The sequence below is a fragment of the Lysinibacillus sp. UBA5990 genome (assembly GCF_002429815.1).
Lineage (GTDB): Bacteria > Bacillota > Bacilli > Bacillales_A > Planococcaceae > Lysinibacillus > Lysinibacillus fusiformis.
In genome coordinates, this window is sequence record NZ_DJAY01000015.1 from 423,051 (window position 1) to 449,492 (window position 26,442).

At 36.4% G+C, this 26,442-nt stretch carries 26 protein-coding genes; 16 read left to right on the plus strand and 10 right to left on the minus strand.

Annotated elements, in window-relative coordinates; genetic code table 11:
• The first annotated feature begins 174 nt into the window (after nucleotides 1-174).
• The 6 genes from vanR (at nucleotide 175) to B3D94_RS14580 (ending at nucleotide 6,543) form a co-directional block, all read left to right on the plus strand.
• Nucleotides 175-861 carry a VanR-ABDEGLN family response regulator transcription factor gene (gene vanR, locus B3D94_RS14555; RefSeq protein WP_069480609.1) on the plus strand — a complete coding sequence of 229 codons (687 nt, stop codon included), beginning with the start codon at nucleotides 175-177 and terminating at the stop codon, nucleotides 859-861.
• A gap of 22 nt (nucleotides 862-883) precedes the next feature.
• Complete coding sequence (locus tag B3D94_RS14560; RefSeq protein ID WP_291757936.1) at nucleotides 884-1,978, plus strand: sensor histidine kinase; 1,095 nt, start codon at nucleotides 884-886, stop codon at nucleotides 1,976-1,978.
• A 90-nt stretch (nucleotides 1,979-2,068) separates the two neighbouring features.
• Nucleotides 2,069-2,983: a D-alanyl-D-alanine carboxypeptidase family protein gene (locus B3D94_RS14565; RefSeq protein ID WP_069480611.1), complete on the plus strand. Its 915-nt coding sequence runs from the start codon at nucleotides 2,069-2,071 to the stop codon at nucleotides 2,981-2,983.
• Between the two features lie 151 nt (nucleotides 2,984-3,134).
• Nucleotides 3,135-3,530 (plus strand): VOC family protein, encoded by a 396-nt coding sequence (locus tag B3D94_RS14570; RefSeq protein WP_069480612.1) that lies wholly within the window; start codon nucleotides 3,135-3,137, stop codon nucleotides 3,528-3,530.
• Between the two features lie 285 nt (nucleotides 3,531-3,815).
• Complete coding sequence (locus tag B3D94_RS14575) at nucleotides 3,816-4,946, plus strand: CamS family sex pheromone protein (RefSeq protein ID WP_083244624.1); 1,131 nt, start codon at nucleotides 3,816-3,818, stop codon at nucleotides 4,944-4,946.
• Nucleotides 4,947-5,259: 313 nt separating this feature from the next.
• The gene (locus B3D94_RS14580; protein ID WP_414673991.1) at nucleotides 5,260-6,543 is read left to right on the plus strand and encodes an NtaA/DmoA family FMN-dependent monooxygenase; all 1,284 of its coding nucleotides are present in this window, start codon (nucleotides 5,260-5,262) and stop codon (nucleotides 6,541-6,543) included.
• Nucleotides 6,544-6,581: 38 nt separating this feature from the next.
• Here the strand turns inward: B3D94_RS14580 and B3D94_RS14585 are convergent, their stop codons facing one another.
• From B3D94_RS14585 to B3D94_RS14595, 3 genes are all read right to left on the minus strand, one after another.
• Nucleotides 6,582-7,508 carry a TIGR03943 family putative permease subunit gene (locus B3D94_RS14585; RefSeq protein WP_291757940.1) on the minus strand — a complete coding sequence of 309 codons (927 nt, stop codon included), beginning with the start codon at nucleotides 7,506-7,508 and terminating at the stop codon, nucleotides 6,582-6,584.
• Nucleotides 7,509-7,519: 11 nt separating this feature from the next.
• Nucleotides 7,520-8,518 carry a permease gene (locus B3D94_RS14590; RefSeq protein ID WP_291757942.1) on the minus strand — a complete coding sequence of 333 codons (999 nt, stop codon included), beginning with the start codon at nucleotides 8,516-8,518 and terminating at the stop codon, nucleotides 7,520-7,522.
• 134 nt (nucleotides 8,519-8,652) lie between these two features.
• Nucleotides 8,653-9,840: an AraC family transcriptional regulator gene (locus B3D94_RS14595; protein ID WP_291757944.1), complete on the minus strand. Its 1,188-nt coding sequence runs from the start codon at nucleotides 9,838-9,840 to the stop codon at nucleotides 8,653-8,655.
• 157 nt (nucleotides 9,841-9,997) lie between these two features.
• Between B3D94_RS14595 and B3D94_RS14600 the strand changes: the two genes are divergently transcribed.
• Complete coding sequence (locus tag B3D94_RS14600) at nucleotides 9,998-10,756, plus strand: SDR family NAD(P)-dependent oxidoreductase (protein ID WP_291757946.1); 759 nt, start codon at nucleotides 9,998-10,000, stop codon at nucleotides 10,754-10,756.
• Between the two features lie 57 nt (nucleotides 10,757-10,813).
• Here B3D94_RS14600 and B3D94_RS14605 read toward each other — a convergent pair whose 3' ends face one another.
• The 6 genes from B3D94_RS14605 to B3D94_RS14630 form a co-directional block, all read right to left on the minus strand.
• Complete coding sequence (locus tag B3D94_RS14605) at nucleotides 10,814-12,475, minus strand: methyl-accepting chemotaxis protein (RefSeq protein WP_069480617.1); 1,662 nt, start codon at nucleotides 12,473-12,475, stop codon at nucleotides 10,814-10,816.
• On the minus strand, nucleotides 12,472-13,458 hold the full coding sequence (locus B3D94_RS14610; protein ID WP_291757949.1) for a BMP family lipoprotein: 987 nt from the start codon (nucleotides 13,456-13,458) through the stop codon (nucleotides 12,472-12,474). Before B3D94_RS14610 ends, B3D94_RS14605 begins: the two co-directional genes overlap by 4 nt.
• A 261-nt stretch (nucleotides 13,459-13,719) precedes the next feature.
• Entirely contained in the window at nucleotides 13,720-14,988 is a 1,269-nt protein-coding gene (locus tag B3D94_RS14615; protein ID WP_291757951.1) for a PTS ascorbate transporter subunit IIC, read from the minus strand.
• 33 nt (nucleotides 14,989-15,021) lie between these two features.
• Nucleotides 15,022-15,285 (minus strand): PTS sugar transporter subunit IIB, encoded by a 264-nt coding sequence (locus B3D94_RS14620; RefSeq protein WP_069480620.1) that lies wholly within the window; start codon nucleotides 15,283-15,285, stop codon nucleotides 15,022-15,024.
• Entirely contained in the window at nucleotides 15,282-15,746 is a 465-nt protein-coding gene (locus B3D94_RS14625; RefSeq protein ID WP_291757954.1) for a PTS sugar transporter subunit IIA, read from the minus strand. Before B3D94_RS14625 ends, B3D94_RS14620 begins: the two co-directional genes overlap by 4 nt.
• A 55-nt stretch (nucleotides 15,747-15,801) precedes the next feature.
• Nucleotides 15,802-16,713 (minus strand): LysR family transcriptional regulator, encoded by a 912-nt coding sequence (locus B3D94_RS14630; protein WP_291757956.1) that lies wholly within the window; start codon nucleotides 16,711-16,713, stop codon nucleotides 15,802-15,804.
• Between the two features lie 138 nt (nucleotides 16,714-16,851).
• Here B3D94_RS14630 and B3D94_RS14635 point away from each other — a divergent pair, with 138 nt between their 5' ends.
• The 9 genes from B3D94_RS14635 (at nucleotide 16,852) to B3D94_RS14675 (ending at nucleotide 26,032) form a co-directional block, all read left to right on the plus strand.
• Complete coding sequence (locus B3D94_RS14635; protein ID WP_291757958.1) at nucleotides 16,852-17,811, plus strand: ABC transporter ATP-binding protein; 960 nt, start codon at nucleotides 16,852-16,854, stop codon at nucleotides 17,809-17,811.
• Nucleotides 17,812-17,813: 2 nt separating this feature from the next.
• Nucleotides 17,814-18,839 (plus strand): ABC transporter substrate-binding protein, encoded by a 1,026-nt coding sequence (locus tag B3D94_RS14640; protein WP_069480624.1) that lies wholly within the window; start codon nucleotides 17,814-17,816, stop codon nucleotides 18,837-18,839.
• A gap of 57 nt (nucleotides 18,840-18,896) precedes the next feature.
• Nucleotides 18,897-20,558 (plus strand): ABC transporter permease, encoded by a 1,662-nt coding sequence (locus tag B3D94_RS14645; RefSeq protein WP_291757961.1) that lies wholly within the window; start codon nucleotides 18,897-18,899, stop codon nucleotides 20,556-20,558.
• Entirely contained in the window at nucleotides 20,551-21,621 is a 1,071-nt protein-coding gene (locus B3D94_RS14650) for an MBL fold metallo-hydrolase (RefSeq protein WP_069480626.1), read from the plus strand. Before B3D94_RS14645 ends, B3D94_RS14650 begins: the two co-directional genes overlap by 8 nt.
• Nucleotides 21,614-22,420, plus strand: coding sequence for a hypothetical protein (locus B3D94_RS14655; RefSeq protein ID WP_291757963.1), 807 nt, complete (start codon nucleotides 21,614-21,616; stop codon nucleotides 22,418-22,420). Before B3D94_RS14650 ends, B3D94_RS14655 begins: the two co-directional genes overlap by 8 nt.
• A gap of 191 nt (nucleotides 22,421-22,611) precedes the next feature.
• Nucleotides 22,612-23,910 (plus strand): M48 family metallopeptidase, encoded by a 1,299-nt coding sequence (locus B3D94_RS14660; protein ID WP_291760586.1) that lies wholly within the window; start codon nucleotides 22,612-22,614, stop codon nucleotides 23,908-23,910.
• A gap of 83 nt (nucleotides 23,911-23,993) precedes the next feature.
• Entirely contained in the window at nucleotides 23,994-24,812 is an 819-nt protein-coding gene (locus B3D94_RS14665) for a YitT family protein (protein ID WP_291757965.1), read from the plus strand.
• 97 nt (nucleotides 24,813-24,909) lie between these two features.
• On the plus strand, nucleotides 24,910-25,293 hold the full coding sequence (locus tag B3D94_RS14670; RefSeq protein WP_069480629.1) for an MmcQ/YjbR family DNA-binding protein: 384 nt from the start codon (nucleotides 24,910-24,912) through the stop codon (nucleotides 25,291-25,293).
• Nucleotides 25,294-25,486: 193 nt separating this feature from the next.
• Nucleotides 25,487-26,032: a hypothetical protein gene (locus tag B3D94_RS14675; RefSeq protein ID WP_291757968.1), complete on the plus strand. Its 546-nt coding sequence runs from the start codon at nucleotides 25,487-25,489 to the stop codon at nucleotides 26,030-26,032.
• Nucleotides 26,033-26,097: 65 nt separating this feature from the next.
• On the opposite strand, the gene B3D94_RS14680 is transcribed toward B3D94_RS14675, so the two are convergent.
• The gene (locus tag B3D94_RS14680) at nucleotides 26,098-26,442 is read right to left on the minus strand and encodes a GIY-YIG nuclease family protein (protein WP_069480631.1); all 345 of its coding nucleotides are present in this window, start codon (nucleotides 26,440-26,442) and stop codon (nucleotides 26,098-26,100) included.

The window sequence follows — 26,442 nt, forward strand, 5'->3', positions numbered from 1 at the left end:
ACAGCTTTACTATATTTCGTTATAAAAAAGATTTGGATATATGTTATTTCCGAATCTTTTTTTATTTGGTTCTAAAAATAAACTATTCTTATTTATAGATATAGCAATAAGGAAGTGCTATAATGCGTGTGAAAAATCATAGGAAATTCGAGGATAGAAGGAGGAGCAGTTCGTTTGAACATTTTAGTAGTTGACGATGAAAAAGAAATTGCAGATTTAATTGAGCTTTATTTAAAAAATGAAAATTATGATGTATTTAAATATTATACAGCTCAGGAAGCATTGGCTTGTATTGAACGTGAAGGTTTGGATTTAGCTATTTTAGATATTATGATGCCAGATATTGATGGCTTTACTATCTTGCAAAAAATACGTGAAACCTATAATTTTCCTGTCATTATGTTGACGGCTAAGGAAGAGGAAATTGATAAAATAAATGGATTTTCTTTAGGAGCAGATGATTATATTACAAAGCCTTTTCGACCATTAGAGTTGGTTGCTCGTGTTAAGGCACAGTTACGAAGATTTACGTTATACAATCAAAGCTCGAAGCCACATGAGGATACGATTGATTTTGCAGGTTTAATGATTAACAAAAATACGAGACAAGTCTTGTTAAATGAAAAACAATTATCCCTTACACCTACAGAGTTTTCTATATTATGGTACTTAAGCTCTAATAGAGGTAAGGTTATTAGCTCAGAAGAGTTGTTTCAGGAAATTTGGGGAGAAAAATATTTCAATAGCAATAATACGGTTATGGTTCATATTCGGCATTTGCGTGAGAAAATGAAAGATTCTGTAGAGAACCCCAAATTTATTAAAACGGTTTGGGGAGTGGGGTATACAATTGAAAAATGAGTTTGGAAGACTGAAGAGGAAAATGATTTTACAAATTATTTTTATTCTTGTCGTGGCCATTATATTCGGTCTTATTATCAACTTCGCCCTCATTGATGGTGTTTTGCAAGCGCCTTTCGCTAATGCTTTTATGTCTTTCTGTGAAAATGTTTTACAATTAGATTATTATGCAGCCCAACAAGCTTATTTTGTATTATTCCAACAAAATAAACCCCTTTGGCTAACGATAGGATTCATTTTATTACTTCTCGTTATTTTTTATATGGCCTTATCTCGTTTTACTCGTTATTTTCATCAAATTAGTTCAAGTATCTCCATGCTTTCTGATGAGTCAGAACAGGAAATCCACCTACCTTCTGAGCTAGATTTTTTGGAGAAAAAATTAAATGATGTAAAAAATAAATTAGAAAAACGGGCAAGAGATGCGCAAGAAGCGGAGCAACGGAAGAATGACCTTGTTGTTTATTTAGCACATGATATTAAAACCCCTTTGACTTCGATTATTGGCTACTTAAGCCTTTTAGACGAGGCTAAGGACATGCCTGTGGAGCAAAAAGAAAAATATGTAACGATTACGCTTGAAAAATCTTATAGGCTTGAGCACTTAATTAATGAGTTTTTTGAAATCACCCGATTTAATTTACAATCCATTATTTTAGAAAAAGATTCAATTCCTCTAAACTATATGTTGATGCAAGTCGCCGATGAATTTTACCCATTGCTAGCACCTAGAGGTCAAAAGGCTATCGTCCATATAGATAGAGAGATTACTATTTATGCAGATGGAAATAAATTAGCAAGAGTATTTAATAATATTTTAAAAAATGCAATGGCCTATAGTGATCCTAATAGTACAATTGAAATTAGTGCTAAAAAAGAAAATAATGAGACATTTATTTCGTTTTCAAATACAGGAAAGACTATTCCTCCTGAAAAACTAAAGATGATATTTGAAAAGTTTTATCGTTTAGATAATGCAAGATCAACACAAACTGGTGGTGCGGGACTAGGTTTAGCAATTTCAAATGAAATTGTACAAGCCCATGGCGGAACAATTACAGCTACTTCTAGTAACGAAAAAACGATCTTTACTGTCATGATTCCAAGTAATTCTTAAGAAACCTTAAGAATTCACTAATAGTTAATTAAAATAAAGCTCCTCTTTTTATGTTTGAATAAAGACATAATGAGAAGGAGTTGTTTTTATATGTTTAAGAGAAAAGGTATTTTTACTATACTATTCATTTTCGTCATGCTGTTTGTTTATTTTATATGGGCTAAAGAAAAGCCTGTTTCCTTACAAGTCAACACGCAATCGTTTGACACGCCAACAAAAAGTGGCGATATGATGAATGTTAATTTATATAGCTCAAATGCTATTTTAGTGAATTTGGATGAAAATAAAGTTCTGATAGATAAAAATAGCGAGGAAGTTATTTACCCTGCATCATTAACAAAAATGATGACGGTTTTAGTTGCTATCGAACAGATTCCTAATTTACAGGAAGAAATTGTTTTAGGGAATAATATATTTAATAATTTATACGAAGCGAACGCATCACTTGCTGGCTTTCTCCCAAATGAAAAGCTTACGCTAGAGGATTTATTATATGGTTCTATGCTTCCATCAGGGGCCGAGGCTTCCATCGGTTTAGCTGAATATATTGCTGGTTCGGAAAGGAAATTTGTAGATCTAATGAATGAAAAGGCCCAACAGTTAGGCATGAAAAATACTCATTTCATGAATACTACTGGATTGCATCATTCAGATCATTATACGACCGTCAAAGATATGTCTTTACTTTTGCAATATGCATTAACAAATGATGAGTTTCGTCAAGTTTATACAGCGGAAAGATATTCTATCAAACCTACAAATCGTCATCCAGAGGGGATAACTTTTACAAATAAAATGTTTCAAAATATGACAACAAGAGCATTACCAGGCGGAGAAATTTTAGGTGGGAAAACAGGTTATACAGACGTCGCGGGTTTATGTTTAGCAAGTTTAGCCACAATAAATGGACAAGAATACATTCTGGTAACCGTAGGGGCTGAAGGAAATTCTCGAACAGAACAATATAATATAACAGATGCATTTTCCGTTTATAGTCAATTATAAATTAATTTAATGTAGCAAGATTATCCTTTAGAGACTGTCTAAAATCAAATAATATAGAATTGATAGAAAATTAAAAAATATTTTATTTTTCATCCTGTAAAAAATGCTTTATAGTAAATGTATTCAAACATTTGCAACGAAGGAGGATACAATGGGGAGATTAGTTCATTTTGAAATTCATGTAAGTGACATGGAGAGGGCAAAGAATTTCTATGGGAACGTATTTGGCTGGTCATTTCAAGATTGGAGTGACTACGCGGGAATGCCATATTTCGGGGCAGTAACGGGTGGTGAGGATGAGCATGGCATTGATGGCGCTTTGATGCAACGTCAGGGTCCTCCTCCAGAGACAAACCAAGCTATGAATGGATTTGCCTGTACGATGGGCGTAGAAAGTTATGATATAACAGAAGCAAAAATTCTAGCAAACGGTGGCCAAGTAGCCATGCCAAAGTATGCATTACCAGGTATGGCATGGCAAGGGTACTTTAAGGATACGGAAGGTAATATATTTGGTATTCATCAGCCAGATAAAAATGCAAAGTAAGAATGAATGATGTAGCATTTGCTATGTAAGTAGGGATGAGTGCTTTAATGCTAATTGAATCTCAGCGGAAACCCATACTTAATCAAAACTAACCATCTAAGATACCAAACAAGTAAGACTTATGTGCCTTTACGGACATAGGTCTTTTTTTGATTGGGTGACATTGCATCAACAAATGGGATAAAAATGGTGGAATTTTCAAGTTATTAATGTTTTATTTTGGTAAATTTGATATGGTTAATTAAGGAATTTTAAATGCTGCATAATGATCGAGGAGTAATCGTGATGAAAATAAGAAAACGAATGTTATTTTTGGTGGCGCCCCTATTACTTTTAAGTGCTTGTAATAGTGAGATGGAGAGGGGCACGAACAATGAGAAAAAGTATATATCGTCTATTCAAAAAAAGGAAACATATGAAACTCAACAACCTGTTAAATTTAATATTGCTAGAGGCGCCCTAATCAAGAATATGAATAATGCATTAAATATGAATGAAATAGAAAGAGGCTTAATGGATTTATCAGTCAATCAATTTTCGACTGAGAAGTTTTATATGCAGGAAGGTCAATATGTAAGTGATAAAATGATTAGTCAATGGCTAAGTAGAAAAACAAATGATGATATGGGTTTAAACCCTGCTATCGAAAACAAAACCGATAACGTTTTAGAGGATGAAAAAAAGTATCCCTTAATCCTTTCCCATGTATTGGAACAAAATTTTATTACTAAAGAAACTAGTAAAATAGAAGGCATGTCGATCGCAATTTCGTTAAATGAATATTATGACATACGAGTAACTGATGATAAAGGTTTAATTTACACTGGGCAAGTGAAAGTAGACCAAAACGATGATGAAATCAATGATGTCAAAAACTTTGGTAAAAAAGTAGCTGAAAAGATAGTTAAAGATATTAGGGAAAATGTAAAAATACCAAATGTTCCTATTTACCTTACGTTATTTCAGGAATCGAATATAAATGATATTATTCCAGGGGTATTTTTAGCAGAAACGTTTATTCCTCAGGGGGAAGCTACCATTACAAAATGGGCTGAAATAGATAAGAAATTTTATATATTCCCCTCGGAAGCTTTATATAGTTTAGACCAAAATATGTATACTAAATTATTGCTTTTCAAAGGAGACATTCAGGAAGGATTTAAACATTTAAACCTAAAAATATTTGGCAAGCTACGATATGAAGAAGGCAAATTAACAGACATTCAAATAGAGGTGAACGCTCCACTTATAAATGAACCAGAGTTGATTGGTCTATTACAGCTGATAAGTACCAATTTAAATAGGATAGTAATTGATTATATTCCCATTACAATACGGATCATCGATCAGCAACAAGATGTAGGAATTGTTCTTTGGGACCCTATTGAAAAACAAATTTTTGCAAAGCCTATTTAATTTCTCCACATCGTAAATGCTTATTTATAACTAGTATTTGCAGGAGAAACCATCCATACTATCAAAGCTCATGATCCATAGGCTAGCCGTTAATAAAGAGGTCAAGCTTTTTAAGGATACCACTGCCTTCGATTATATCTTTTATCATGATAATATCTATCTATTCCTTTATAGGAAGTGTTTAAAGTAATAACGTTTAGGTGCCCATTCAACTGTGGCACCTTTTTTTATGGCAAATGGCATTGCAATCTTTAAAATGAATGAGTATGATGAAAATGATAATCATTTTCATTTAAAAAGGAGTAGAGTATTCATGAAAAGACATCTCATTATTGGCATGCATCTAGCTGTGCAAAACAAACATGGTGAGAAAGATGTGTTGATTGATGAGCATATTGCATTCGCGAAGCGTGCTGAGGCGGCTAAATTAGATTTTTTATTTAAAGCAGATTACTTAATGGCTCATCCAGAATTAATGGCTAAAACAAAAGGTACAGTTGGGTTAGACCCAAGCTTTTTATTGACAGCAGTGGCAAGAGAAACGAAGCAAATAGGTTTAGTAACTACCATTTCTACATCCTTTATACCACCCTATTTGATTGCCCGACAATTACAATCCTTGAATTGGATTAGTGGGGGACGTGTAGGATGGAATATCGTGACCTCCATTGATGGTGCCTATAATTTTAGTAACGAGCCTATGCCTTCCTCAGAGGAGCGTTATGCAAAAGCGGCTGAATGTACTAAGGTTGTGAAGCAGCTATGGCATAGTAATCCTTATGAAATGTTAGAAACAGATGGCAATATAGAGAAAATAAAAGAACTTATGAAGCCAATCAATCATGAGGGGGAGTTTTTCCATATAAAGGGGCCGTTAAATATACCGATGCATCCGGCAGGAGAAATTCCATTATTTCAAGCAGGAGCATCAGACGTGGGGCGACAATTTGCAGCAACCGTATCCAATGCCATTTTTGCGGCGACACCAGCTATGGAGGTTGGTATTGAGATGCGCAATGATTTACGGAAAAGAGCTGTTAACGTGGGACGTACAGCAGATGATATACGCTTATTACCAGGACTCTATTTCTTTATTGGAGATACATATGAAGAAGCATTAGACATGTACCATCATGCACACGCACATTTAACCCTGGAGCGTCGTTACGATGCTTTAGAGTCAGTCATTGGTTTGAATGTTCGACATATGGCACTACATGATCCTGTAACAGTGGATATGTTACCACCCGAGAATCAAAAAGTACGCAGTCGAACACATGCTGATCTTGTTCGTCGTTACATCATGGAAAATGAACCATCTGTTGAAGTACTGCTTGCTCGTCCAGAAGTAATTGGTTCAGCACATCTTGTAGCAATCGGCACACCACAGCATATTGTCGATCAAATCGTTACTTTTTATGAGGAGGGGGCATTGGATGGCTTTATTGCTGTTCCAGGTGGTCCTGCGAAATCTTTGGATTTATTCTTTAGCGATGTTATCCCTCTGTTAATAGAGCGTGGGTTATTCCGAGCTGAATATGAAGGTAGTACATTAAGTTCCCATTTAGGCTTAAACGTGCAATTATCTAATAAATAAACGAAAAAGGGCAAACAGATAGTTTTGCCCTTTTTTTGCTAGAAGCTCATCCGAACATTAATAGGATAAAGATAGGGTGATTCGGGTTGTTCAATTGTTACCCAATTATCAATATGGATGACAGGTAAGCTTGCCCCCTCATATGTTGTTTGACCAATGGTACCGACTACTTCAAGCCATGTATCTTCTGTGAGCGTAGGTGCCTCAGGAAATTCTGTTAGAAAGCCTACGATACTTGCATCAGCGACACAATGGGTAATAAGAAATCTTGAAATAACTAGTTGCTGCTCTGTAAAGCTTTCCTCTTTTAAAACAAAGCCCTTTATTTGAATTTTCTTCCCTACATAATTAGACAAATTTTGATTGATTTCTTCATAGTAAATGGTATAGTCCTCATCGGTCATTTTCAGCATAGGCTGTTGTGAGAGCCGTTGCTTTAATTGTTCATATTGTTTTTTCGTCATCTCCTGTTTTTCCTCCAGAAGTCGGGGGTCAGCATCATGCTCATCGTAAATATTTTCATCGATCATTTCATTAGAAGTCAGGTAATCCTCTATTTTAGATGATTGATTTTGCTGAGTGATCATAAAAGCACCGCCCTTTTTATCAGCAATGGCAGTATCTAAAATTTTTGCTGGTACGAAGAAGCCCGTCATGATGGGGGTTATGATAATAAGATAGGCTAGCCATTTTTTTCGTGTAGAAGGAGCGTGAACATGGTCGTGATTAGAGCAGCAAGCTTGTCCAATTGGATGACATGGCTGGGAAGTCTTTGAGAAAGATATAACTGTTGTTAATTGCACAAGAAAAAGTATAAAAAATAAAGCGGCAGCTGTTTGACTAAGGCCTTCATATTTAGGGTTGATGAATTTTGTTAGTTCTCCGGTCCAATGCAGATTGGCTATCATAGCAGAAAAAGCGAGGAGCATTAAGGCTCTTAGTGCTTGTTGCACGTGAAATTTCATAGTTTACCCCCTTAGAGATACGCTGAAAGAATCCATATACTAATGTAGACAACTATAGCCACTAAGGCGATTAACGAGAAGACAAATTTTAAGCGAAATACGCTCATCAACATGATAGTATTTTTCAAGTCAATCATCGGGCCGAAAATAAGAAATGCAAGAATGGATGGTGTAGAGAAAACTGCGCTAAAGGATGCGCCAATAAAGGCATCGGCCTCCGAACAAAGAGATAAAATGAAGGCTAAGCCCATCATGACCAAAATTGAGGAGGATACACCATCTCCAATTTCGACGAGTGCTTTGGTAGATACATAGGTTTGCACAAAGGCAGCTAAAAACGCCCCAATAATGAAGTATTTGCCCACATCAAAAAATTCATCAATGGCATGTTTAAACATAGTCATTAGTTTTGTGACGAAGGATGTTTGTTGATTAGTAGTTGTCAATGAATAGGGCTGTAAGGAACGTTTAAATTGTGAGCCTTTAAAAAACAAGCTGATGAGTAATGCGACTACAATGGCAATGACAAAGCCAATTAGCATCCGAAGGCTAGCTATTCTTAAATCATTGCCAAATGCCATATAGGTAGAAAGAATAACGACTGGATTAATGAGTGGGCCAGTTAACATAAATCCCATAGCTGCATAAATAGGTACCCCCTTGGCAATCAATCTCTTAACAATCGGAACAATTCCACATTCACAGGCTGGAAATAAGGCTCCTATAAGACAGCTCATAACAACAGCCAACAGAGGGTTTCGAGGGATCCACCTTTGGATATGTTCCTCTGTAATGAAAATTTGAATAAAGCCAGCAATGAGTATCCCCATTAAGACAAATGGTAATGCCTCAATTAAAATACTTAAAAAAATGGTGTTCAAACTGAGTAAAGAGGAACTTAGATTGTTCAGTGCAGAGATGTTGAGCAAGAGTAGTGATAAAAAGCTAATAAATAGAATGAAGAGGAGCCAAAAATTCAATGCATATTTAGAGAAAGAGAGACGTTCCACAAATACCTCCTTAAAGTGTAATGATTACGTTTTAATACAAGGTATGTTATAAAAGTTTTTCTTAGTACTGTCAAAAAAGAAAGAGAAAATAAAAGCTAGTTCCTCCCAACTTATTACTTTTCTCCTCTGTTGAATTATTTATGAGAATATTTTGTTCTATATTGCTTAGGGGTAATACCCGTAAATTTCTTAAAAACTTTAATAAAATAGCTTTGGTCTGTGAAATTGAGTAAAGAGCCGATATCTAAAATTGGATAGTTTGTAAATGTTAAGAGCTTCTTCGCCTCATCAATCCTTTGTTGCTGAATATATTCAGTAAAGGAAATCCCAACTTCCTTTTTAAATAACGAAGAAAGATAATTGGGGCTTAAATGGCAAATAGCTGAAAGTTGATCGAGTGTTATATCCCCGTATAATTGATTTTCAATAAAATGAATACAAGTAGTGATGGGTGCTGAATATTTCCTTGTATTGGCTTGTGCAACACGGCTTGTATAGTCGTAAATAGCTTCCTCCATTAACGAAAGAATGTTGATTAAACTATTTTGATCCTCTAGTTTTTGAATGTAAAAATCACTTAATGTAAAGGCTGTTTCTTCGTTTAATCCCCCTTCAATCGCTGCACGACAAATTAGGGCAATCCCTGTAATCATCAAATATTGTACACTTTTTAAATTATTACGTTTTGAAAGTACTCCGAGTTCCGCTTGCTCAACAATGGAATAATTCAAGACTTCTGTTAATTTCTCCATACGCCCATTTTTCACATTGTCTAATAATATTTTTTCATAGTAAAGATTTGTATGAACGATATCATTTCTTCTGGCATTCGAAAGTTCAAGCGCTGTATGTCCCTCATGACGAATAAGAGGCTTTAGTTCTTGGTTGTAATGAATTACCGCTGTTTTATTTAATTTCCGCTGATAGATGGAATAATAAACAAATAAACTAATAGCTAAGCATTGCTGATAATGAAGAGTAGGAATCGGCTCGTGCTCTTGATAAGTGGTTTCCTCCATTAGTGGTGAAAGGGAAGGACCGACAATTATAGCTCCTAAATATTGTTTGTTTATCGTGAGATTGATAAAGAAAAAATTTAAATTTGATATAGTGAAAAAAATCGGATAGTCCGTTGAAGACCTATGGTAAGGATATGTTTTCAATTGTTCCTGTACAGAATGATAGGATGGATGATTGAGACATTCCGCTGATGCGTATTCAAACATTATTTCTCCCGATGCATGGATATAAGAGACAGGAAGATGATGTGTTTCATAAATTAATTGACTTATGTATTGAAGGTCGATAGTGGATATTTTCACGTTCTACACCTCAGTTGGTGCTATCAAAATGAAAGCAGTTTCAATTTTTATGGATAGACAATAGGAAAGTACTATTTTGTGTAAAATAATACAATAAAAAAGGGGGAAGTAGCAATAAAATAGACCATGTATTCAACATACTAGGGAGGAATGGAAGATGGATCTTTTAAATAAAATTGCCGTAGTAACGGGTGCAGGAAGCGGTATTGGAAGAGCAAGCAGTTTAAAGCTTGCTAGCAACGGTGCAAAAGTTGTGATCGTTGATTTCAATAAGGAAACGGGAGAAGAAACGTTAAACTTGGTGAAAGAACAAGGCGGAGAAGGAATCTTCGTTCAGGCTGATGTTTCGAAAAGTGAAGATGTAAAGAAATATGTGGATACTGCCGTTGAAGCATATGGTCGTATTGATGTATTTTTTAATAATGCAGGAGTGATTCAAAAAATTTCCCCATTAACAGAGATTGCTGATAATGAATATGATCGTATTATGTCAATCAACGTAAAAGGAGTTTTTCTTGGCTTAAAATATGTGATTAAAGTAATGGAAGGACAAGGAAGCGGCTCTATTATAAATACCGCTTCAACTGCTGGTGTTCGTAGCGAGTATAGTATGGCTGTTTATTCTGCAAGCAAACATGCAGTTATTGGTTTAACAAAATCTGCTTCATTAGAGTATGTGAAAAAAGGTATTCGTATCAATGCGATTTGTCCTGGCGGAGTGGAAACAGCGTTAACAAACAGTGTAACTGCTATGTTTGAAACAGGTGGCTATATTCCAGAGGAAATTCCAAATATGAGAATGGGACGTTATGCTAAACCAGATGAATTAGCAGAAATGGTTGTTTTCCTAGCATCAGAAAAAGCAAGCTATATGACAGGGTCTATCGTAGTAGTTGATGGTGGCTTAACATTATAAAATGAAGAAATCCAGTGAACAACTAGTCACTGGATTTTTTCATGTTTATTTGACAAGCTATAATGTGAATTTTTTTAGCTCACTCATTAATGTATCTGTCATTTTTTGAAGATCGACGATTTTTGTATTTATTTTTTGGAAGGATACTAGTTGTTCCTGTGTTGAGGCTGAAATTTCCTCTGTACCTGCGGCTGTTTCTTCTGTAATCGCAGAAATATTTTCAATCGTACCATTCACTTGCTGGCTCATTTCATTTGTTTGCATCATTTCCTTAGTGAGATGCTGTAAATCATGATGGATATCAGTAATATGATTAGTAATGGCTGCAAATGAATGTTCCGTTTCTAGCATTGATTGTGCTTGCTCATTTGAAAGCTCATGCCCTCTTTCAGCCGTAGCTAGGATGTGATCTATACCATCTTGAATATGAGTCACCATCGAAGAAATTAAATTTGTTGCATGTTCCGTTTCAGAAGAAAGCTTTTTAACCTCATCAGCTACGACGGCAAATCCTTTTCCTGCTTCGCCAGCACGGGCTGCTTCAATAGCCGCATTTAGAGCTAACAAATTTGTTTGACTGGCAATTGTATGAACAGCATTAGCTGCTCCTTCGATTTCCGTTGTAAATTGTGAAAATTGAGTAACAGCATTTTTAATTGCTAGTGAAGCACCTTGAATATCCTTCGCAATGGTAGATTGTTTTTCCAATGTATATTGCCCATTTTGAACAGCATCCAATGCCTGTTTACCATGTATAGCTGATTGTTCTGTTGTGTGAGCAACGGATCTAAATTGATCCGACATATTATTCATGAGAATCGCGACCGATTGAATATCTTCTGACATCGTGTAACTACCCTTTGCTAATTCGTCAGTAGATACTGCTACTTGATTGCTACCTTCATTAATATTTTGCATATGGCTTGTTACATCCTGTGTAAATAAATTAACATCCTTACCTATTTGATCGATGGACAACACGGTGCTCTTTAAATTCGTCATCATTTGTGAAAAACTTTCAGTCAATCGATCAATCTCATAACGACTATTCGATTGATAGGAAAGGGTGGAGGTATCTATCGTGAGATCCCCAGTAGCCGCACTCTGCGCACATTCTACAATTTGGTTGATTGGTTTGGTAATTCTTTTAGCAGCTACATAGGAATAAACAATCGTTGCTAAGATTAGTAGGGCACTGCCTATGATAGCTGTTGTAATAATAAAACCAATTTTTTGCTTTGTTACTTGTATCATTTCTTGATACCATTCATTCGTTTCTTTTTTCAGCAAATACATATCATTTAAAATGCCTTTAATTCGAAGAGATTGCTTTTTGATTTCTGGGCGATTGTCCTCTTGCAGGCCTGCTTTTGTAGCTTTTTCGAGCGCTGCAAATTTATCCGTAATTTTATTGATTAATTTCTGATGTTCAGGAATTTTCGTCAAAGATGCTAATGCATCTAAATTAACTTTTGTTTCTTGTAATATAGCAAGCGCTTCGTTTTTATTGGCCTCACTATCTAAATAGGTGTAGTTATTTAATGATTGGCTAGCAACTACTAAGCTTTGTTCAAGCTCTTTCACTGAGAGTAATAGTGCGGTATCGTCTTGTGCCGTTGTTTGAATGGAAAATGTTTGAACAATAATAAAACCGATCATCCCCATTGCCAGCAAGATGGGGATCAATGTGTTCATAAATAATTTCTTTCGAAGTGTCACTGGCTATCCCTCTTTTCTGCAGAAACTTTTATCGAGCCTGAAACAATTGCTTCACGGGCTTTTTCAATAGCGGCTTGTTGATCAGACGTTAATGTAATTACACGGATATCAGCTAGTCCTACACCTTGCTCGGATAGCCCTAGAGCCAAGGATTTTTCAGTTAATTTCCCTTCATCCACCAAGGTTTTTGCGAGTTGAAAAACGGCATGGTCAACATTCTTTAACATAGAAGTGACGACTGTTTTTTCCGCGATATAAAATTGATCGATATCAACCCCAGCTGCATAAATTCCCATTTCCTCAGCTTTTTTTATCGCTCCAAATCCTGTAAAACCGGCAGCGTGGTAAATAAAATCAACTTGATTTTGGATATATTTATCAGCAATCGCCGCACCAGCTTGAGTATCATCAAAGGTACCTGCATAGTCACTCATAATTTCAATATTTGGGTTTACATAGCGAGCTCCTTCTATAAAACCATTTTCAAAGTGATGGATAACAGGAGCATCTGCTCCACCAATAAAGCCGATTTTTCCTGTTTTGCTTGTCATAGCAGCCACCATACCAACTAAGAAACTTCCTTCTTGCTCCTTAAAGGTAATAGAGATAATGTTGTTCACATCTGACTGTCCATCAATCAATACAAATTGTTGCTCAGGGAATTGCTTCGCAGTCTTTTCTAGTGCCTCTTGTACAGAAAAACCGAGACCAATGATAATATCATATTTTTCTTCTACAAGTTCCTGTAGCTTTTCCTCATAATTTCCATCTGGTGCCTCTTTATAATCAAATAAAATACCAAGTTCATCTCGCGCCTTTTCAAGTCCTTTAAAAGCAGAATCGTTGAATGATTCATCTCCTAGTCCGGCATCCGATAGTAAAACTCCTATCTTATAACCTTCCGTGGATGTTTCTGTCTGAGACGATGAACAGCCGGCTATTAATAGAGCAATCAAAAGACAAGCCACCATTAATTTCTTCAAAATATGTACCTCCTGTTGTTTCCTAGTTATAAAGTATATATCGGCAAAAATTTAATATTTTTAGTCGGATGTCAGACGACGAATAAAATAAATTTCTGTAGAATCTGTAAGAATATATATCCAAATCTATATACATAATAAGTTAATAATATAAAGCTAGATGACTAATCAAATAATAAATTTATTAAAGTTTCCCACTTTTCCTTGTACGTACAATAACAAAAAAGCCCAACGCAATTTGCGAAGGGCTTTTATCTAGATTTAAACAGCTCCAAATAATTTTAATAAATTGATAATAATAATGCCGATAACACCAAAGTCTGAATCACCAAATGTCGTGCCTACATAACCGATGTCTCCCATAAAGATTAGAAGTACCGCGGGAATAAAGCTAATTAATAAACCGTTAGCAAAGGCACCTGACATGGCACCAATTCTGCCTCCAGTAGCATTGCCAAACACACCTGCTGCAGCGCCAGTAAAGAAGTGGGGAACTAGCCCTGGAACAATCACTTTCAGTCCGATGAAAGGCAGTATAAACATTGAAACAAGTCCAGCTAAAAAACTAAATAGGAAGCCAATGATAACAGCATTCGGGGCAAATGGGAAAATAGTTGGGCAATCGAGTGCAGGTTTAGTATTTGGCACAAGCTTATCAGCAATGCCTTTAAAGGCTGGAATAATTTCAGCAATTAACATCCGTACACCAGCTAAGATGATATAAACCCCAGCAGCAAATGTAACCGCTTGCATAATGGCGAAAATAATGAAGTTAGATCCACCAGATAATTGTGCCTCTATATAGGAAGGCCCTGCGAATAGCGCTACAATGACAAAGAATACACTCATCGTTAAAGAGATAGCGACAGATGTATCTCGTAAAAAGCCAAGTGACTTAGGTACCTGAATATCTTCTGTTGATTTTGCTTTATTACCAACGAGCTTTCCAATTTTAGCAGATACATAGTAACCAACACTACCAAAGTGGCCGACAGCAAAATCATCACTGCCTGTTATTTGGCGGACAGTTGGTTGCAAAATAGCAGGGAACACCACCATACAAAGTCCGAGTATAATAGAACCGACGATTATAAGAGGTGTCCCACTCATTCCACCAACAGATAAAGAAGCAGCGATTAAACAAGCCATGAATAATGTATGATGTCCAGTTAAAAAGATATATTTTAATGGCGTAAATCGCGCAAGTAATAAGTTCATAATCATCCCAAATACCATAATGAGTGCAGTGGCTGTTCCAAAATTAGTTTGAGCAGCTGCTACGATGGCCTCGTTGTTAGGAATTACTCCCTGTACTTGAAAAGCATGATCGAACATTTTACTAAAATGATCTAACGAGCCAATTAGGACAGTTGCTCCTGCCCCAAGGATCACAAAGCCCATAATTGTTTTTAAAGTACCAGAAAGAATAATGGAGCTTGATTTCTTTTGAATGAATAAACCAATAAAAGCGAATAGGCCGACTAATATAGCTGGTGTTCCTAAAATGTCATGCATGATAACATCTAACATACCAACACCTCATCCTATCCAAATTTTTTTTGCTTAAAGCCAAGGTTCCAGCTTTTCCTTAATTTCCGATATATTCATCATGTTGACGATACTCACAATGATTGCGTTGTCTTTCGCTAATTCATTCACAATATCAGACGCACCTAAATAAATATCAGCCATCTCCGCCTTGGCGGATGCTAAATCCGTATGTGTTACCTCAGCCTCTTTGCCCATAGCCTCTAATGCCTTTTTTACATTTAATTCTAAAATAAAGCTACTTCCTAATCCGCTACCGCACACGACTAATATTTTCATCCTGCTGACTCCTTTGTCGTATATTGTTGGATCTTCTCTCTTATGTCTTCTTCATGCTGACAAGCAATAAGGCTATCAATCTGATCCGGATGTTGTAGCACTAATGTTAGATCAGCCAATACCTGTAGATGTGAAGTATTGTCGATCGCAGCTAAAATAATAATTAAAAAGACAGGTTGATTAGGGCTGAAAAAAACAGGCTGCTGTAAACGTAGCAAACTTACTGCTAAGGCATGAACACCGTCTATTGGCCGTGCATGTGGAATAGCGACTTTCGGTGTAATAACGACATAAGGACCATATTGCTCAATGGATTGAATCATTGCTTCGATATAGCGTTGTTCAATTTTATTTTGACGTATTAATGGGTTGGCAGCTAAACGAATGGCTTCTTGCCAGGACTGAACAAAATTTGCAACTTGGATACAATCCTTTGTCAGCAATTTGATTAGCAAATACATTCCTCCTTTCTAATAAATATATCCCCATTGCATTTTATTACGACTATCTGTGGAATTATGTCAGAACTGAAGACATTTTTAATCGCTGCGCTACATCGTAAATCGACATTTTGACAAACTCATCAATGGCATTATCTAACCGCGTTTTAGGATATATAAATTGAATCTTTCTCCTAAGCGACACATCTTGTAAATCCTTTTTCATTAGTACACCCGATTTTAATTCTTCTTCAATTAAGGCAGCGGAAACGAAAGCCAAGTTCTTTCCGAAGGTCAGCATTTTTTTTATTGTACTTACCGAATCCAATTCGATGGTATAAGTAGAAGGCTGAAAGGGGTCCATCCACTTTTCGATGAAGTGATTCGTTGAACTAGAAGAAGTATGCAATAACAGTTTATTTTTAAGAACATCCTCTTTGGTAATGTTCTCTTTAGATGCGAGTTCATGTGTTGGGCTAAAAGCTAAAACAAGGGCATCTTCTCCAATTGTCTCGTAATGAAGGGCGGTATTTTCCTGTTTAGTCTCCATAATGAGCCCACAATCTAACTCTTGAAGAGCTACTTTATTTTCAATTTCAGGAGCTGTTTTCACCTCTAAAGAAATACGAATTTCTGGATAAGCCAATGAAACTTGATGGATTAAATCTGGCATGAAAATATGTGCGGGTAATCCACTTGCTCCAAGTCGTAGGGAGCCAATATGCCCAGCTAATAGGTTTTCAATAAAGCGATTCATATCCTTTTGGAGCTGTACAATTTGACGGGCATAATGATAAACACCCTCGCCCGCTTCAGTTAAGCGGTACCCGCCTGCATTTGTGCGAAATAATCGAATACCATATTCCTCCTCAATTGAGCGAATATGAAAGGACACAGTTGGTGCTGTAATGCCAAGTTCTTTGGCGACAGGAGCTAATTTTTTTAATTGAACGAGTAAGCAAAATGCCTGTAATTTTAAATTATTCATTTTATCCTCCTAAAGTAAATTAGAAAAAATCTTGCATTAACTTAAGTTTATTAGATTTTTTTTAACGAGTTATTAATAGTAGATTAATATTTTCTAAATATGCGGAATTTATAGTAGTTAGTAACGAGGAGGATACTTATGAAAATCTCATTATCTAATATCGAGAAAAAATATGGGCAATCTCAAGCTTTATGGCCTATTAATGTGGAGTTGGATCAACAATTCATTACGATTCTCGGGCAATCAGGCTGTGGTAAAACAACTTTATTAAAATTGCTTGCAGGTCTTGAACAGCCAACGAAAGGGGAAATTCGATTTGATGAAACTGTCATTTATTCTTCGGAATCTCGTAAAAATGTCAAACCGAATAAACGCAATATCGCCATGGTTTTTCAAGATTTTGCCCTATGGCCCCATATGACCATTTTTCAAAATATTGCCTTTGGTTTAAAGGGGATTATTCCAAAGTCAGACATTCCAGCACGTGTAGAGCATGTGATGCAATTAGTAAAAATGCAAGGGTTTGAGAAACGGAAGCCAGGGGAGTTATCAGGCGGTCAGCAGCAACGCGTGGCACTGGCAAGGGCTTTAGCTACAAGCCCTCAATTGATTTTATTTGATGAGCCATTATCTGCCTTAGATGCAGTGCTTCGAGAGCAAATGCAGGATGAAATTATGCAACTTATCCATGACCTTGATTGCCAAGCCATTTTTGTTACTCATGATCAAACAGAAGCAATGACCATGTCTGATCAAATTATCATTATGGAAGCGGGAAGAATTGCACAAATCGACTCCCCAGAAGAGATTTATCGTGCTCCAGCAACACCATATGTAGCAGATTTTATTGGTAAAGTAAATTGGTTTCATAATGGACAATCCATTGTGCGCCCTGAAGGTGTTTCTAGAATACATCGCCCAGGCACGATCGCTAAGCAAGCGAAGATTGTGAAAAGTACGTTTGTTGGAGACCGTTACTTAGTACAGGCTCAAGTAGAAGGAAAAGCATGGAGCTTTTACGAGAATCAGCCCCTAGAACATGGAAAACGACTACAAGTATTTATTGATGAAAATCAAATTTATCAAATGGAGGGCTAACATTGAAAAAACGACGTTTCAAATTATGGGCAACTGCAGGGATTCTACTGACACTAGCATTAGCTGGTTGTGGTAATAAGCAGGTAGAGAATGTTGATCAAGCTAGTGCAAAAACACAAGAGGATAAAGTATTAACGGTGTATTCTGCTGGCCCTGATGGCTTAGCGGCAAATATCCAGCAAGCTTTTGAAGAAAAAACAGGTATTAAAGTTGAAATGTTTCAAGGAACTACAGGTAAAATTCTTTCTCGTTTAGAAGCAGAGAAAAATAATCCTGTAGCCGATATTGTTGTACTTGCCTCCGTAGCCTCTATGGATGGTCTAAAGGCAACAGAACAGCTACAAAGCTATAAAGATGCTGAAAATAAAGACAAAATCAATAGTGCTTGGTCTGATGGAGAAGGGTATTACTACGGCTACAGTGCCTCCGCATTAGGTATTGCTTATAATACAAAAAATACAACAAAGGCACCGACTGATTGGGCAGATTTAGCAAAAGCTGAGTGGCAAAACAAAATCAATATACCGGATCCGAGTTTATCAGGTTCTGCTGTCGATTTCTTATTTGGCTATACGGAGGCAGAGAAAACTGCATGGGCAACAGTGGATACGTGGAAGAAAAATGGCTTACAAGTAAATGGTGCGAATAAAGAAGCGTTAGATGCAGTCATTACGGGTGAGAAAAATGCCACGATTGCAGGCGTAGATTATATGGCTTACAAAGCAAAAGCAGACGGAGAGCCAGTAGAGATCATCTATCCAAAAAGTGGTACTGTAGTTAGTCCTCGTGCTGTCGGTATTTTGAAGGAAGCAAAACATGTAGAAGCAGCAAAAGCATATGTTGATTTTTTATTATCAGATGAAGGACAAAAGCTTGTAGCAGATGCGTACTTATTACCAGGAAATAAAGATATTGCTGTAAAAAATCGTGCGGCATTAGATGAAATTCCTCAGTTAAATGTTGAGTGGGGTGGCGCTGAAGCCAAGCAACTTGAAGTACTAACAAAATTTAACGATTTATTTCGTTAAGCAATAGGGAGGTACAAACACCTCCTTTGAGTTTTTAAATAGAAGGGTTGAAGTGTCATGATCATGGAAGGAAGACGAGCTTTTGGAGTTTTATTGACGATTGTCGTCGTATTTGCTATCGCTCCTTTGATCGCAATTTTGATTTATACCTTTACAAAAGAGGGGCAATTTGATTTTTCACAGTTTAGCCGAATGTTTGCACATGAAAGATTATGGCAGACACTTGGAAATTCAATAGGTTTAGGGATTTTCGTTATCCTAGGTACAACGATTATTGCCTTTCCTATGGCATTTATACGAACGAAAACAAGCTTATATAAACATGAATGGCTCGATATTATATTAACCATTCCATTTATGACACCCCCATATATTGGTTCTATGGGTTGGATATTGTTTATGCAGCATAATGGTTTTCTTCAACAGTTAGTTCCGGGTGCTGCTTGGTTGACGGATTCATTCTTTTCCTTATTTGGCATGGTCATGATTATGAGCTTACATCTCTTTCCGTTTTTGTATTTAATGTTAAGAAATACATTACTACGAATTAACGGTTCCTTTTTAGATGCAGCATTGATTTTCGGACGGAATCCTTGGAGAAATTGGGTGAAAGTCGTTTTACCACTTATTCTATCAAGCTATGTTTTAGGAAGTTTACTGATTTTCATCAAAACGCTTGCGGAATTTGGAACGCCAGCTACATTTGGCAGTCGTATTGGTTTTCAAGTATTTACAACAGAAATTCATTCGTATCTATCAAGATGGCCAGTCGATATTAGGATGGCTACTTCTCTGTCTTTATTTCTACTATCAGTCTGTCTAGTGATCTGGTATTTTCAAAATCTAATTGGACGTAAATTTACTTATGGCGTACTTTCAGGGAAAAGCCCTGCAAAACGTAGGGTAACAGATAAATGGTATGTAAGAGTCGCTTCATGGACTTTTGTGGGGATTGTTCTTTTGTTGTCCATTGGTATTCCTTATTTCTCCATTATCGTGACCTCTTTGCAAAAGGTGAGAGGAGATGGTTTACACGCAGGGAATTTTAGTCTTGCCTCCTATCAGGAAGTATTCACAGGTGGTAGTGCAGGATTAACAGCATTTTTAAATAGTATCGTTTTTTCCATCATTACAGCTATTATAACTGCAATTGTTGGTTTATTGATTGCCCTCTTTATTAAAAAAGGAGAAACGAAGAAACAGCAAGTATTAGATTTCTTTAGTTTAATGCCTAACATTATTCCTGGTATTGTCTTTGTTGTGGGATTGATTATGTTTTGGAATGCCCCTTGGCTTCCAGCAACTATCTATAACACAAAGGCGATGGTTGTCGTCACGTACTGTGTTCTTTTCTTGCCTTATTCTGTGCAATATATCAAATCTTCGTTTTCCCAATTAGATGCTTCCATTTTTCAATCAGCGGCTATTTTTGGTCGTAGCAATTGGGATATTTATCGCCGAATCATTCTCCCGTTATTAATGCAGGGCATACTTACGGGCATGATGATGACCTTCATTATTTCAATGCGAGAGCTAGTAGCAGGTCTCTTAATTTTGCCACCTTCTGTTGAAACAGGTGCAACGTTTATTTACAGCCAATTTGAGCAAGGAAATGTAGGGGTTGGGATGGCCGTGGCGGTCATTACTGTCTTTATGACTGTGATCTTCATGTTTCTTTTAGATTGGCTGCAAAGACGGGGAGGACAAGCCAATGCTTAATATTGAAATTTTAGGTGGGGTTGGAGAGTACGGGCGCAATTGCTTTTATATCGAAAATCATGGAAAGGCGATTTTACTGGATTGTGGCGTGATGAAAAACCCACAAAAGACCCCACCGGATTTAACACCTAAACATGTTGAAAAACTAGGGGCAGTGTTTATTTCTCATTCCCACATCGACCATGTAGGCGCATTGCCATTGCTTGAAAAAATGGGCTACAAAGGACCAGTACTGATGAGTCACAGAACTGCTCAGCAGCTTCTACAACCTATTCCACATATCCGTACTTTTCATCCAGATTCAAGAGGAACGTGGATAAGGGTTAATGCTTGTCTTGCCTTTCAATGGGGATATAGCGGACATTTGATTGGAAGTGTATGGTACAAAATTCGATTTTTTGATAAGATGCTTTTTTTCTCGGGTGATTATGTCAGCGATTCTTATTTATTAAAGGCAACCTTGCCAGAAGATGATGGAACGATTTATGATGTAGCGTTTATTGATAGTGGTCATGTTGAAAAATGTATTGATAATCGTGAAGTGTTACAAAAATTGTTAAATTATATAAATGAACATCCGAACAGCCCTTTTGTTTTTCCATCATCCTTTTCTGGGAAAACAGTCGACATTGTCACCTATCTTGCTCAGCAAACTTCGCGAGCAATCTGTGTAGATACTGAATTACAGTCACTGTTTAAGCAGTATGAGGAAGAACCTGAAAATATTTGGCCGCACAGATTGGTGTTACAAGTGGGTCACAAGCAATGTTCTGACAGTAACCATGCACTCTATTTTGTAAGGGAACAGGATGAAGCTCGACTTGAGGAACTAGCGAAGGAGTATCCAACAGCCATATTCATCCCAACAGGGTATTCGCGTCAGTCATTCAAACAAGATGTTTGGAATCAACCGGCTAAGGAATTTTTTTATAAAACGCATCCAGACTATCAGGATATTATTTCGCTATCGCAAAGTATTCATGCACGACAAACTATTTATTTTCACAGTCCACATACAAATTTAGAAACAACCTTTCAAAAGGAGGAAGTAAATAATGGCTAATTTGAAGAAATGGGCAATTTATATGTGCTTAATGGGTTTGACGGTAATCAGTATGATGAGTGTCAATACAACACAGGTGAAAGCAGCAATAGAACCAGGTCATGAAATTAAATTTAATATCAAATCAGAGATCTTTACGGATTCAAAAATAGCAAATGTTTTTCAAGCAACTAAAAAAGATGATGTGAAAATTTATTTCTATGATACACCTGATAAAATGTTTCTCGGTAACGATTATATCCACCGCTTACGTGTTTACAAAGGTAGTAATAAGATGGATATTACCTATAAAAAGCGTTTTTTAAATACACCGTTGAACGACGCGATTGCTGAGACAACAAGTCATGGCTTTACAGGCTCAGAATCCAATTATAAATTTGAACTAGATATAAAAGGGGACCAGCGTACATTTACCATTAGCCGTAAAGAATCTCTGAAAACAACTTCAAATGTGTCTTATGATACTGTGGATACGAGTGCTGCTAAAAAACTCATCCTTGAAAATTCACCAAAGAAAATTCTAAATTGGGATTCAGAAGCATGGTATAAAAATCTATTATCTCAAACTGTTGTATTTGGTCCTGCCAATGCTACAACCTATAAAGGAAGCTTTTTAGGGCAAGAAGCGGATATTGAGGTGTGGCAGTACAAAGGAGAAATTATGGTTGAGCTTTCTACAAAGATAGATAATGGCGCTCAAGCAGCTATTATCGAACAGCAGTGGTATGATCATTTATTATCCGAGGGCTATTTAAGTGAGGATCAACGTGGAAAAACAACATTTGTAATGGATAAATAACAAGCACTTTCATAAATTCGCGACATGTTGAAACAATGAGAAGGATATTCTGTCCTCATTGCTAGAAATGGAGCGAATTTTTTCTTGTGAAAAAGAGATGATAAAAAGTAGGTCCATATTTGTTCTAACTTTGATAATTTAGCTTACACTTACTATAGGACGAACTTTGGCTGATATGAGGGGGAATTGACATAGCTAAAAAAATGGGCATTGTTGCGCTACTATTTTTCGGTGTTTACGTGCTTTGTATGTACTGGTATATATTCCATAGTGGAGGGGGCAAAATACCAAGTGCCTTACAGGGTACTGTTGCTGATCCAGTAATGTTTATGTCTGGTAAGGAACTTTTTTTAAGTGGTGAATATTCAAAAATACGGAACTTTTTATTCTTTGTAGCCACTCCTTTGGAATGGCTTGTTTACTTCATGATATTACTGCTGGGGGTCTCACGTTATTTAGAGAAAGTGAGCACATCCCAAACAAAGTGGAAGCTTTTGCAAAATGCAGGCTATTTATTTTTATTGTCATTATTCGTATATGTCTTATTATTCCCAATGGACTATTATCGTTATTATCTCAGTAAAAGCTATGGCATTAGCACCCAAGCATTTGGATCTTGGATGAAGGATGGTGTCATTGATTTTTGGGTGAACTTTGGAATGACTTTGATCATAGTGACAGTGCTCTATTGGCTCATTAAAAAGAGTGAGAAAAGATGGTGGCTCTATGCATGGTTATTAACCATTCCATTCACAATGTTTGTGATGTTTATCCAGCCAGTTGTGATCGACCCTTTGTACAATGAATTTTATCCGTTAAAAAATAAGGAGCTGGAAACCAAAATATTATCACTTGCTACCCAGGCACATATCCCGGCAGAGCATGTTTACGAGGTGAATATGGCTGAGAAGACGAATGCCCTAAATGCTTACGTGACAGGGATAGGTAGCAATTCAAGAATTGTTCTTTGGGATACTACATTAAACAGACTGACGGATAATGAAATTTTGTTTATTATGGCGCATGAAATGGGACATTATGTTGAAAAGCATATTTATTTTGGCATTGCAGGCTATCTTTTACTCTCTTTAGTTGGTTTATGGCTAACAGCTAAAATTATGCGACGATTAGTTACAAGATATGGACAGGTATTCAAAATTAATAAAATTAGTAATATTAGCTCCTACCCATTATTTTTACTAATTACCTCGATATTATTATTTGCTTCCAATCCCGTATCCAATTACGTATCCAGATACCAGGAATCAAGGGCAGATCAATATGCGATTAACTTGATGAATGATCGCGAGGCGGCTGTAACGTCATTTCAAAAGTTAACGATTTCAGGCTTAAGTGAGGTCAATCCACCAATTTTGGTGAAATGGTTCCGTTACACACATCCCCCAATGCTCGAGCGTATTAATAACGTTGCTGATAAGGGCGAATACAAACAAGAGGGTCCTTTAAAGGAAGAACAGAAGAAAAAGTAAGTAAATAGGTTTTCCCAGTAAGTAAGTTGGGTAGTCTATGGAAAAGATGTATCAAAATTTGGTCGTTTATAGGGGACATCATCATGCGTAATGTGATTATTATTACACTTTCTTCCATTTTAGTGGCCTTTGCTTATAATTTTTTGTTAATTCCCCATGAAATTTTAAGTGGGGGATTAAGTGGTATTGCCATTATGCTTGGGATTATTACTCCGTTAAATACAGGGGTGTTAAACTTATTACTGAACTTGCCTTTGCTTATTTTAGGTGTGATGAAGCTCGGGAAACGTTTTATTAGCTATACGATTTTATCGGTGGCTGCTTTATCCGTGAGTTTATATATTATTCCGATTTACAAGGCGACACAAGAACCGATTCTTGCTTCCTTATTTGGTGGAGTCATCGTAGGTGTTGCCATGGGATTGATTTTCCGAGCAGCAGGCTCCTCTGGGGGCTTCGATATTATTGCCATGCTATTAAGCCGTAAACGTGATTTTCCGCTTGGTACTTTAATTGCTGCTATGAATGGTATCGTAGTGGCAGCTTCGGGCTTTGTCTTTAGTTGGGATGCAGCGCTATTAACGCTTGTTTCCATTTATGCAACCGGAAAAGTAGTGGACACGATTCATACAAGTCATATTAAATTAACCCTTATGATTATTACGAATAAAGGCGAAGAGGTCAAACAGCAGTTATTAGAAAAGCTTCACCGTGGGGTAACGATTATCGATGCGAAAGGAGCCTATTCTGGCGAAGGCCGTCAAGTATTAATTACGGTTATTACACGCTATCAACTGGCTGATGTGAAAAGTACAATTAAAGAAACCGATCCTAAGTCGTTTGTGAATATTTTGCAAACAACCGAGGTGATGGGGATGTTTGATCGTGGTACAAGTAAATAACGCTATTCTTAACACATGTTTTCGATTATACTTACTATAATCGAACGTGTGTTTTTTATTTTAGGGGTAACTAGTTGATGTTGGAAGGGGAATGAGAATGGAAAAGGAAACGATTCATGCAAATTGTCTTCAGCTGCAAGGAACAACGTATGACTATAAGGAAGAATGGCAAGCAGATCGCTATCATATCGGTGGGAAGATGTATGCCATGATTGGAGGAAATGCAACAGGTAGGCCAGTGTTAACGTTAAAATGTGAGCCTGCGCGAGCAGAGGAATTACGAGAAGCCTATGCCAACATTATACCTGGCTACTATATGAATAAAACGCATTGGAACTCCATTTATATGGATGCTGAAGATGTCCCGATGGATTTGGTGGAGAATCTTATTAAGCATTCGTATGAACTTGTTTTCAGTAAATTAACGAAAAAAGCACAGCAGGAATGTGTAAGTGATGTATTTAAAGGAAGTAAAATATAGAACCCAAGTTATGTAAAAATTTATTGGATCTTAAATTAATATACAAAATTGTTTTATGATAAAGGTAAAGGATGTTTTCAAATTCTTTACCTTTTGTATTTAGATACATGATATTAAAGGAAATAAAGCTATAAAACATATCCAATTTAATTAAAAAAACAGTTATTTAGCTTGTTATAGGGTGGTTGAAAATATGAAAAAAATCTTGTTACTAATTATAGTTATTGTAAGTGTTTTATTATTTCTATCAGGTTATCGCCTTACGGCATTAAGCGCTGCAAAAGCAAATTTTTTTATGACACCTGAGTATAAGAATGTTGAAAAGATTCAAGAAGGACACGATATTTTTTATTTGTTTAAGAGTGATAAAAAAGAAATTTATCAAACTGTTTTGGTACAAAAAAACGCATTTCTATATAAAAGGGTTTATGCTACGAGCATCTCTTCCACGAATGATTCTTTAGAGACAATAGGAGGCATGAGCTATCGTTTGAATCATGAAGGAACTTTGTTTGTTGTATTATCTCATGATGAAAATGTTTCATATATAACAATTAACTCAAAGCAAGGAATTATCAAAAAATCCATTGAACATAGTAAACTAGTTTCGTTTTATATACCTTATGCGCAGCAAAATGATTTATTAGAAGCTGTTGCTTATGATAAGAACGATCGCCCCATCTATTATTATGGCTATGATGATGCTGATAATTTAAGATGGAATCGTGTGGATGAATAAAAAATAGCTGAGGAGACAGTTAAATTTTCATTTGCTTGTTTACTCAGCTATCTATTGGATAAATACTAAGAATTATAACCGCGCTCACCATAAGGATTTAGCGTGTCGAGCCATTTTTGCTCTAGCTTTTCAAGCTCTTTTTTGGCATCAAAATAACCCTCTTCCTTCTTCTTTAAATACTCTACAATTTTCACCTCGAAAGCATCCTGACCAAATAAATTGTAGTCCGCCTGAAGCTCCTTGTTCGTATGTGTATTCGTTTTGAGCATAAATTGAAAGCCATTTAATCGTTTCAAATTATTAAAGCTACCGACAAATACTTTATCTGTTTGTGTATTCGTCATTGTAAAAACGCCCGCTTCAATTTTCATGTCCTTATACATTTCTTTTAGCTCTTTTTTATGATCCAT

Coding starts and splice junctions, on each gene's coding strand:
- B3D94_RS14560 (WP_291757936.1), top strand. CDS start 884: ATGATTTTACAAATTATTTTTATTCTTGTCGTGGCCATTATATTCGGT.
- B3D94_RS14565 (WP_069480611.1), top strand. CDS start 2,069: ATGTTTAAGAGAAAAGGTATTTTTACTATACTATTCATTTTCGTCATG.
- B3D94_RS14570 (WP_069480612.1), top strand. CDS start 3,135: ATGGGGAGATTAGTTCATTTTGAAATTCATGTAAGTGACATGGAGAGG.
- B3D94_RS14575 (WP_083244624.1), top strand. CDS start 3,816: ATGAAAATAAGAAAACGAATGTTATTTTTGGTGGCGCCCCTATTACTT.
- B3D94_RS14580 (WP_414673991.1), top strand. CDS start 5,260: ATGAAAAGACATCTCATTATTGGCATGCATCTAGCTGTGCAAAACAAA.
- B3D94_RS14585 (WP_291757940.1), bottom strand. CDS start 7,508: ATGAAATTTCACGTGCAACAAGCACTAAGAGCCTTAATGCTCCTCGCT.
- B3D94_RS14600 (WP_291757946.1), top strand. CDS start 9,998: ATGGATCTTTTAAATAAAATTGCCGTAGTAACGGGTGCAGGAAGCGGT.
- B3D94_RS14615 (WP_291757951.1), bottom strand. CDS start 14,988: ATGTTAGATGTTATCATGCATGACATTTTAGGAACACCAGCTATATTA.
- B3D94_RS14620 (WP_069480620.1), bottom strand. CDS start 15,285: ATGAAAATATTAGTCGTGTGCGGTAGCGGATTAGGAAGTAGCTTTATT.
- B3D94_RS14625 (WP_291757954.1), bottom strand. CDS start 15,746: ATGTATTTGCTAATCAAATTGCTGACAAAGGATTGTATCCAAGTTGCA.
- B3D94_RS14630 (WP_291757956.1), bottom strand. CDS start 16,713: ATGAATAATTTAAAATTACAGGCATTTTGCTTACTCGTTCAATTAAAA.
- B3D94_RS14635 (WP_291757958.1), top strand. CDS start 16,852: ATGAAAATCTCATTATCTAATATCGAGAAAAAATATGGGCAATCTCAA.
- B3D94_RS14645 (WP_291757961.1), top strand. CDS start 18,897: ATGATCATGGAAGGAAGACGAGCTTTTGGAGTTTTATTGACGATTGTC.
- B3D94_RS14650 (WP_069480626.1), top strand. CDS start 20,551: ATGCTTAATATTGAAATTTTAGGTGGGGTTGGAGAGTACGGGCGCAAT.
- B3D94_RS14655 (WP_291757963.1), top strand. CDS start 21,614: ATGGCTAATTTGAAGAAATGGGCAATTTATATGTGCTTAATGGGTTTG.
- B3D94_RS14665 (WP_291757965.1), top strand. CDS start 23,994: ATGCGTAATGTGATTATTATTACACTTTCTTCCATTTTAGTGGCCTTT.
- B3D94_RS14670 (WP_069480629.1), top strand. CDS start 24,910: ATGGAAAAGGAAACGATTCATGCAAATTGTCTTCAGCTGCAAGGAACA.
- B3D94_RS14675 (WP_291757968.1), top strand. CDS start 25,487: ATGAAAAAAATCTTGTTACTAATTATAGTTATTGTAAGTGTTTTATTA.
- B3D94_RS14680 (WP_069480631.1), bottom strand. CDS start 26,442: ATGGATCATAAAAAAGAGCTAAAAGAAATGTATAAGGACATGAAAATT.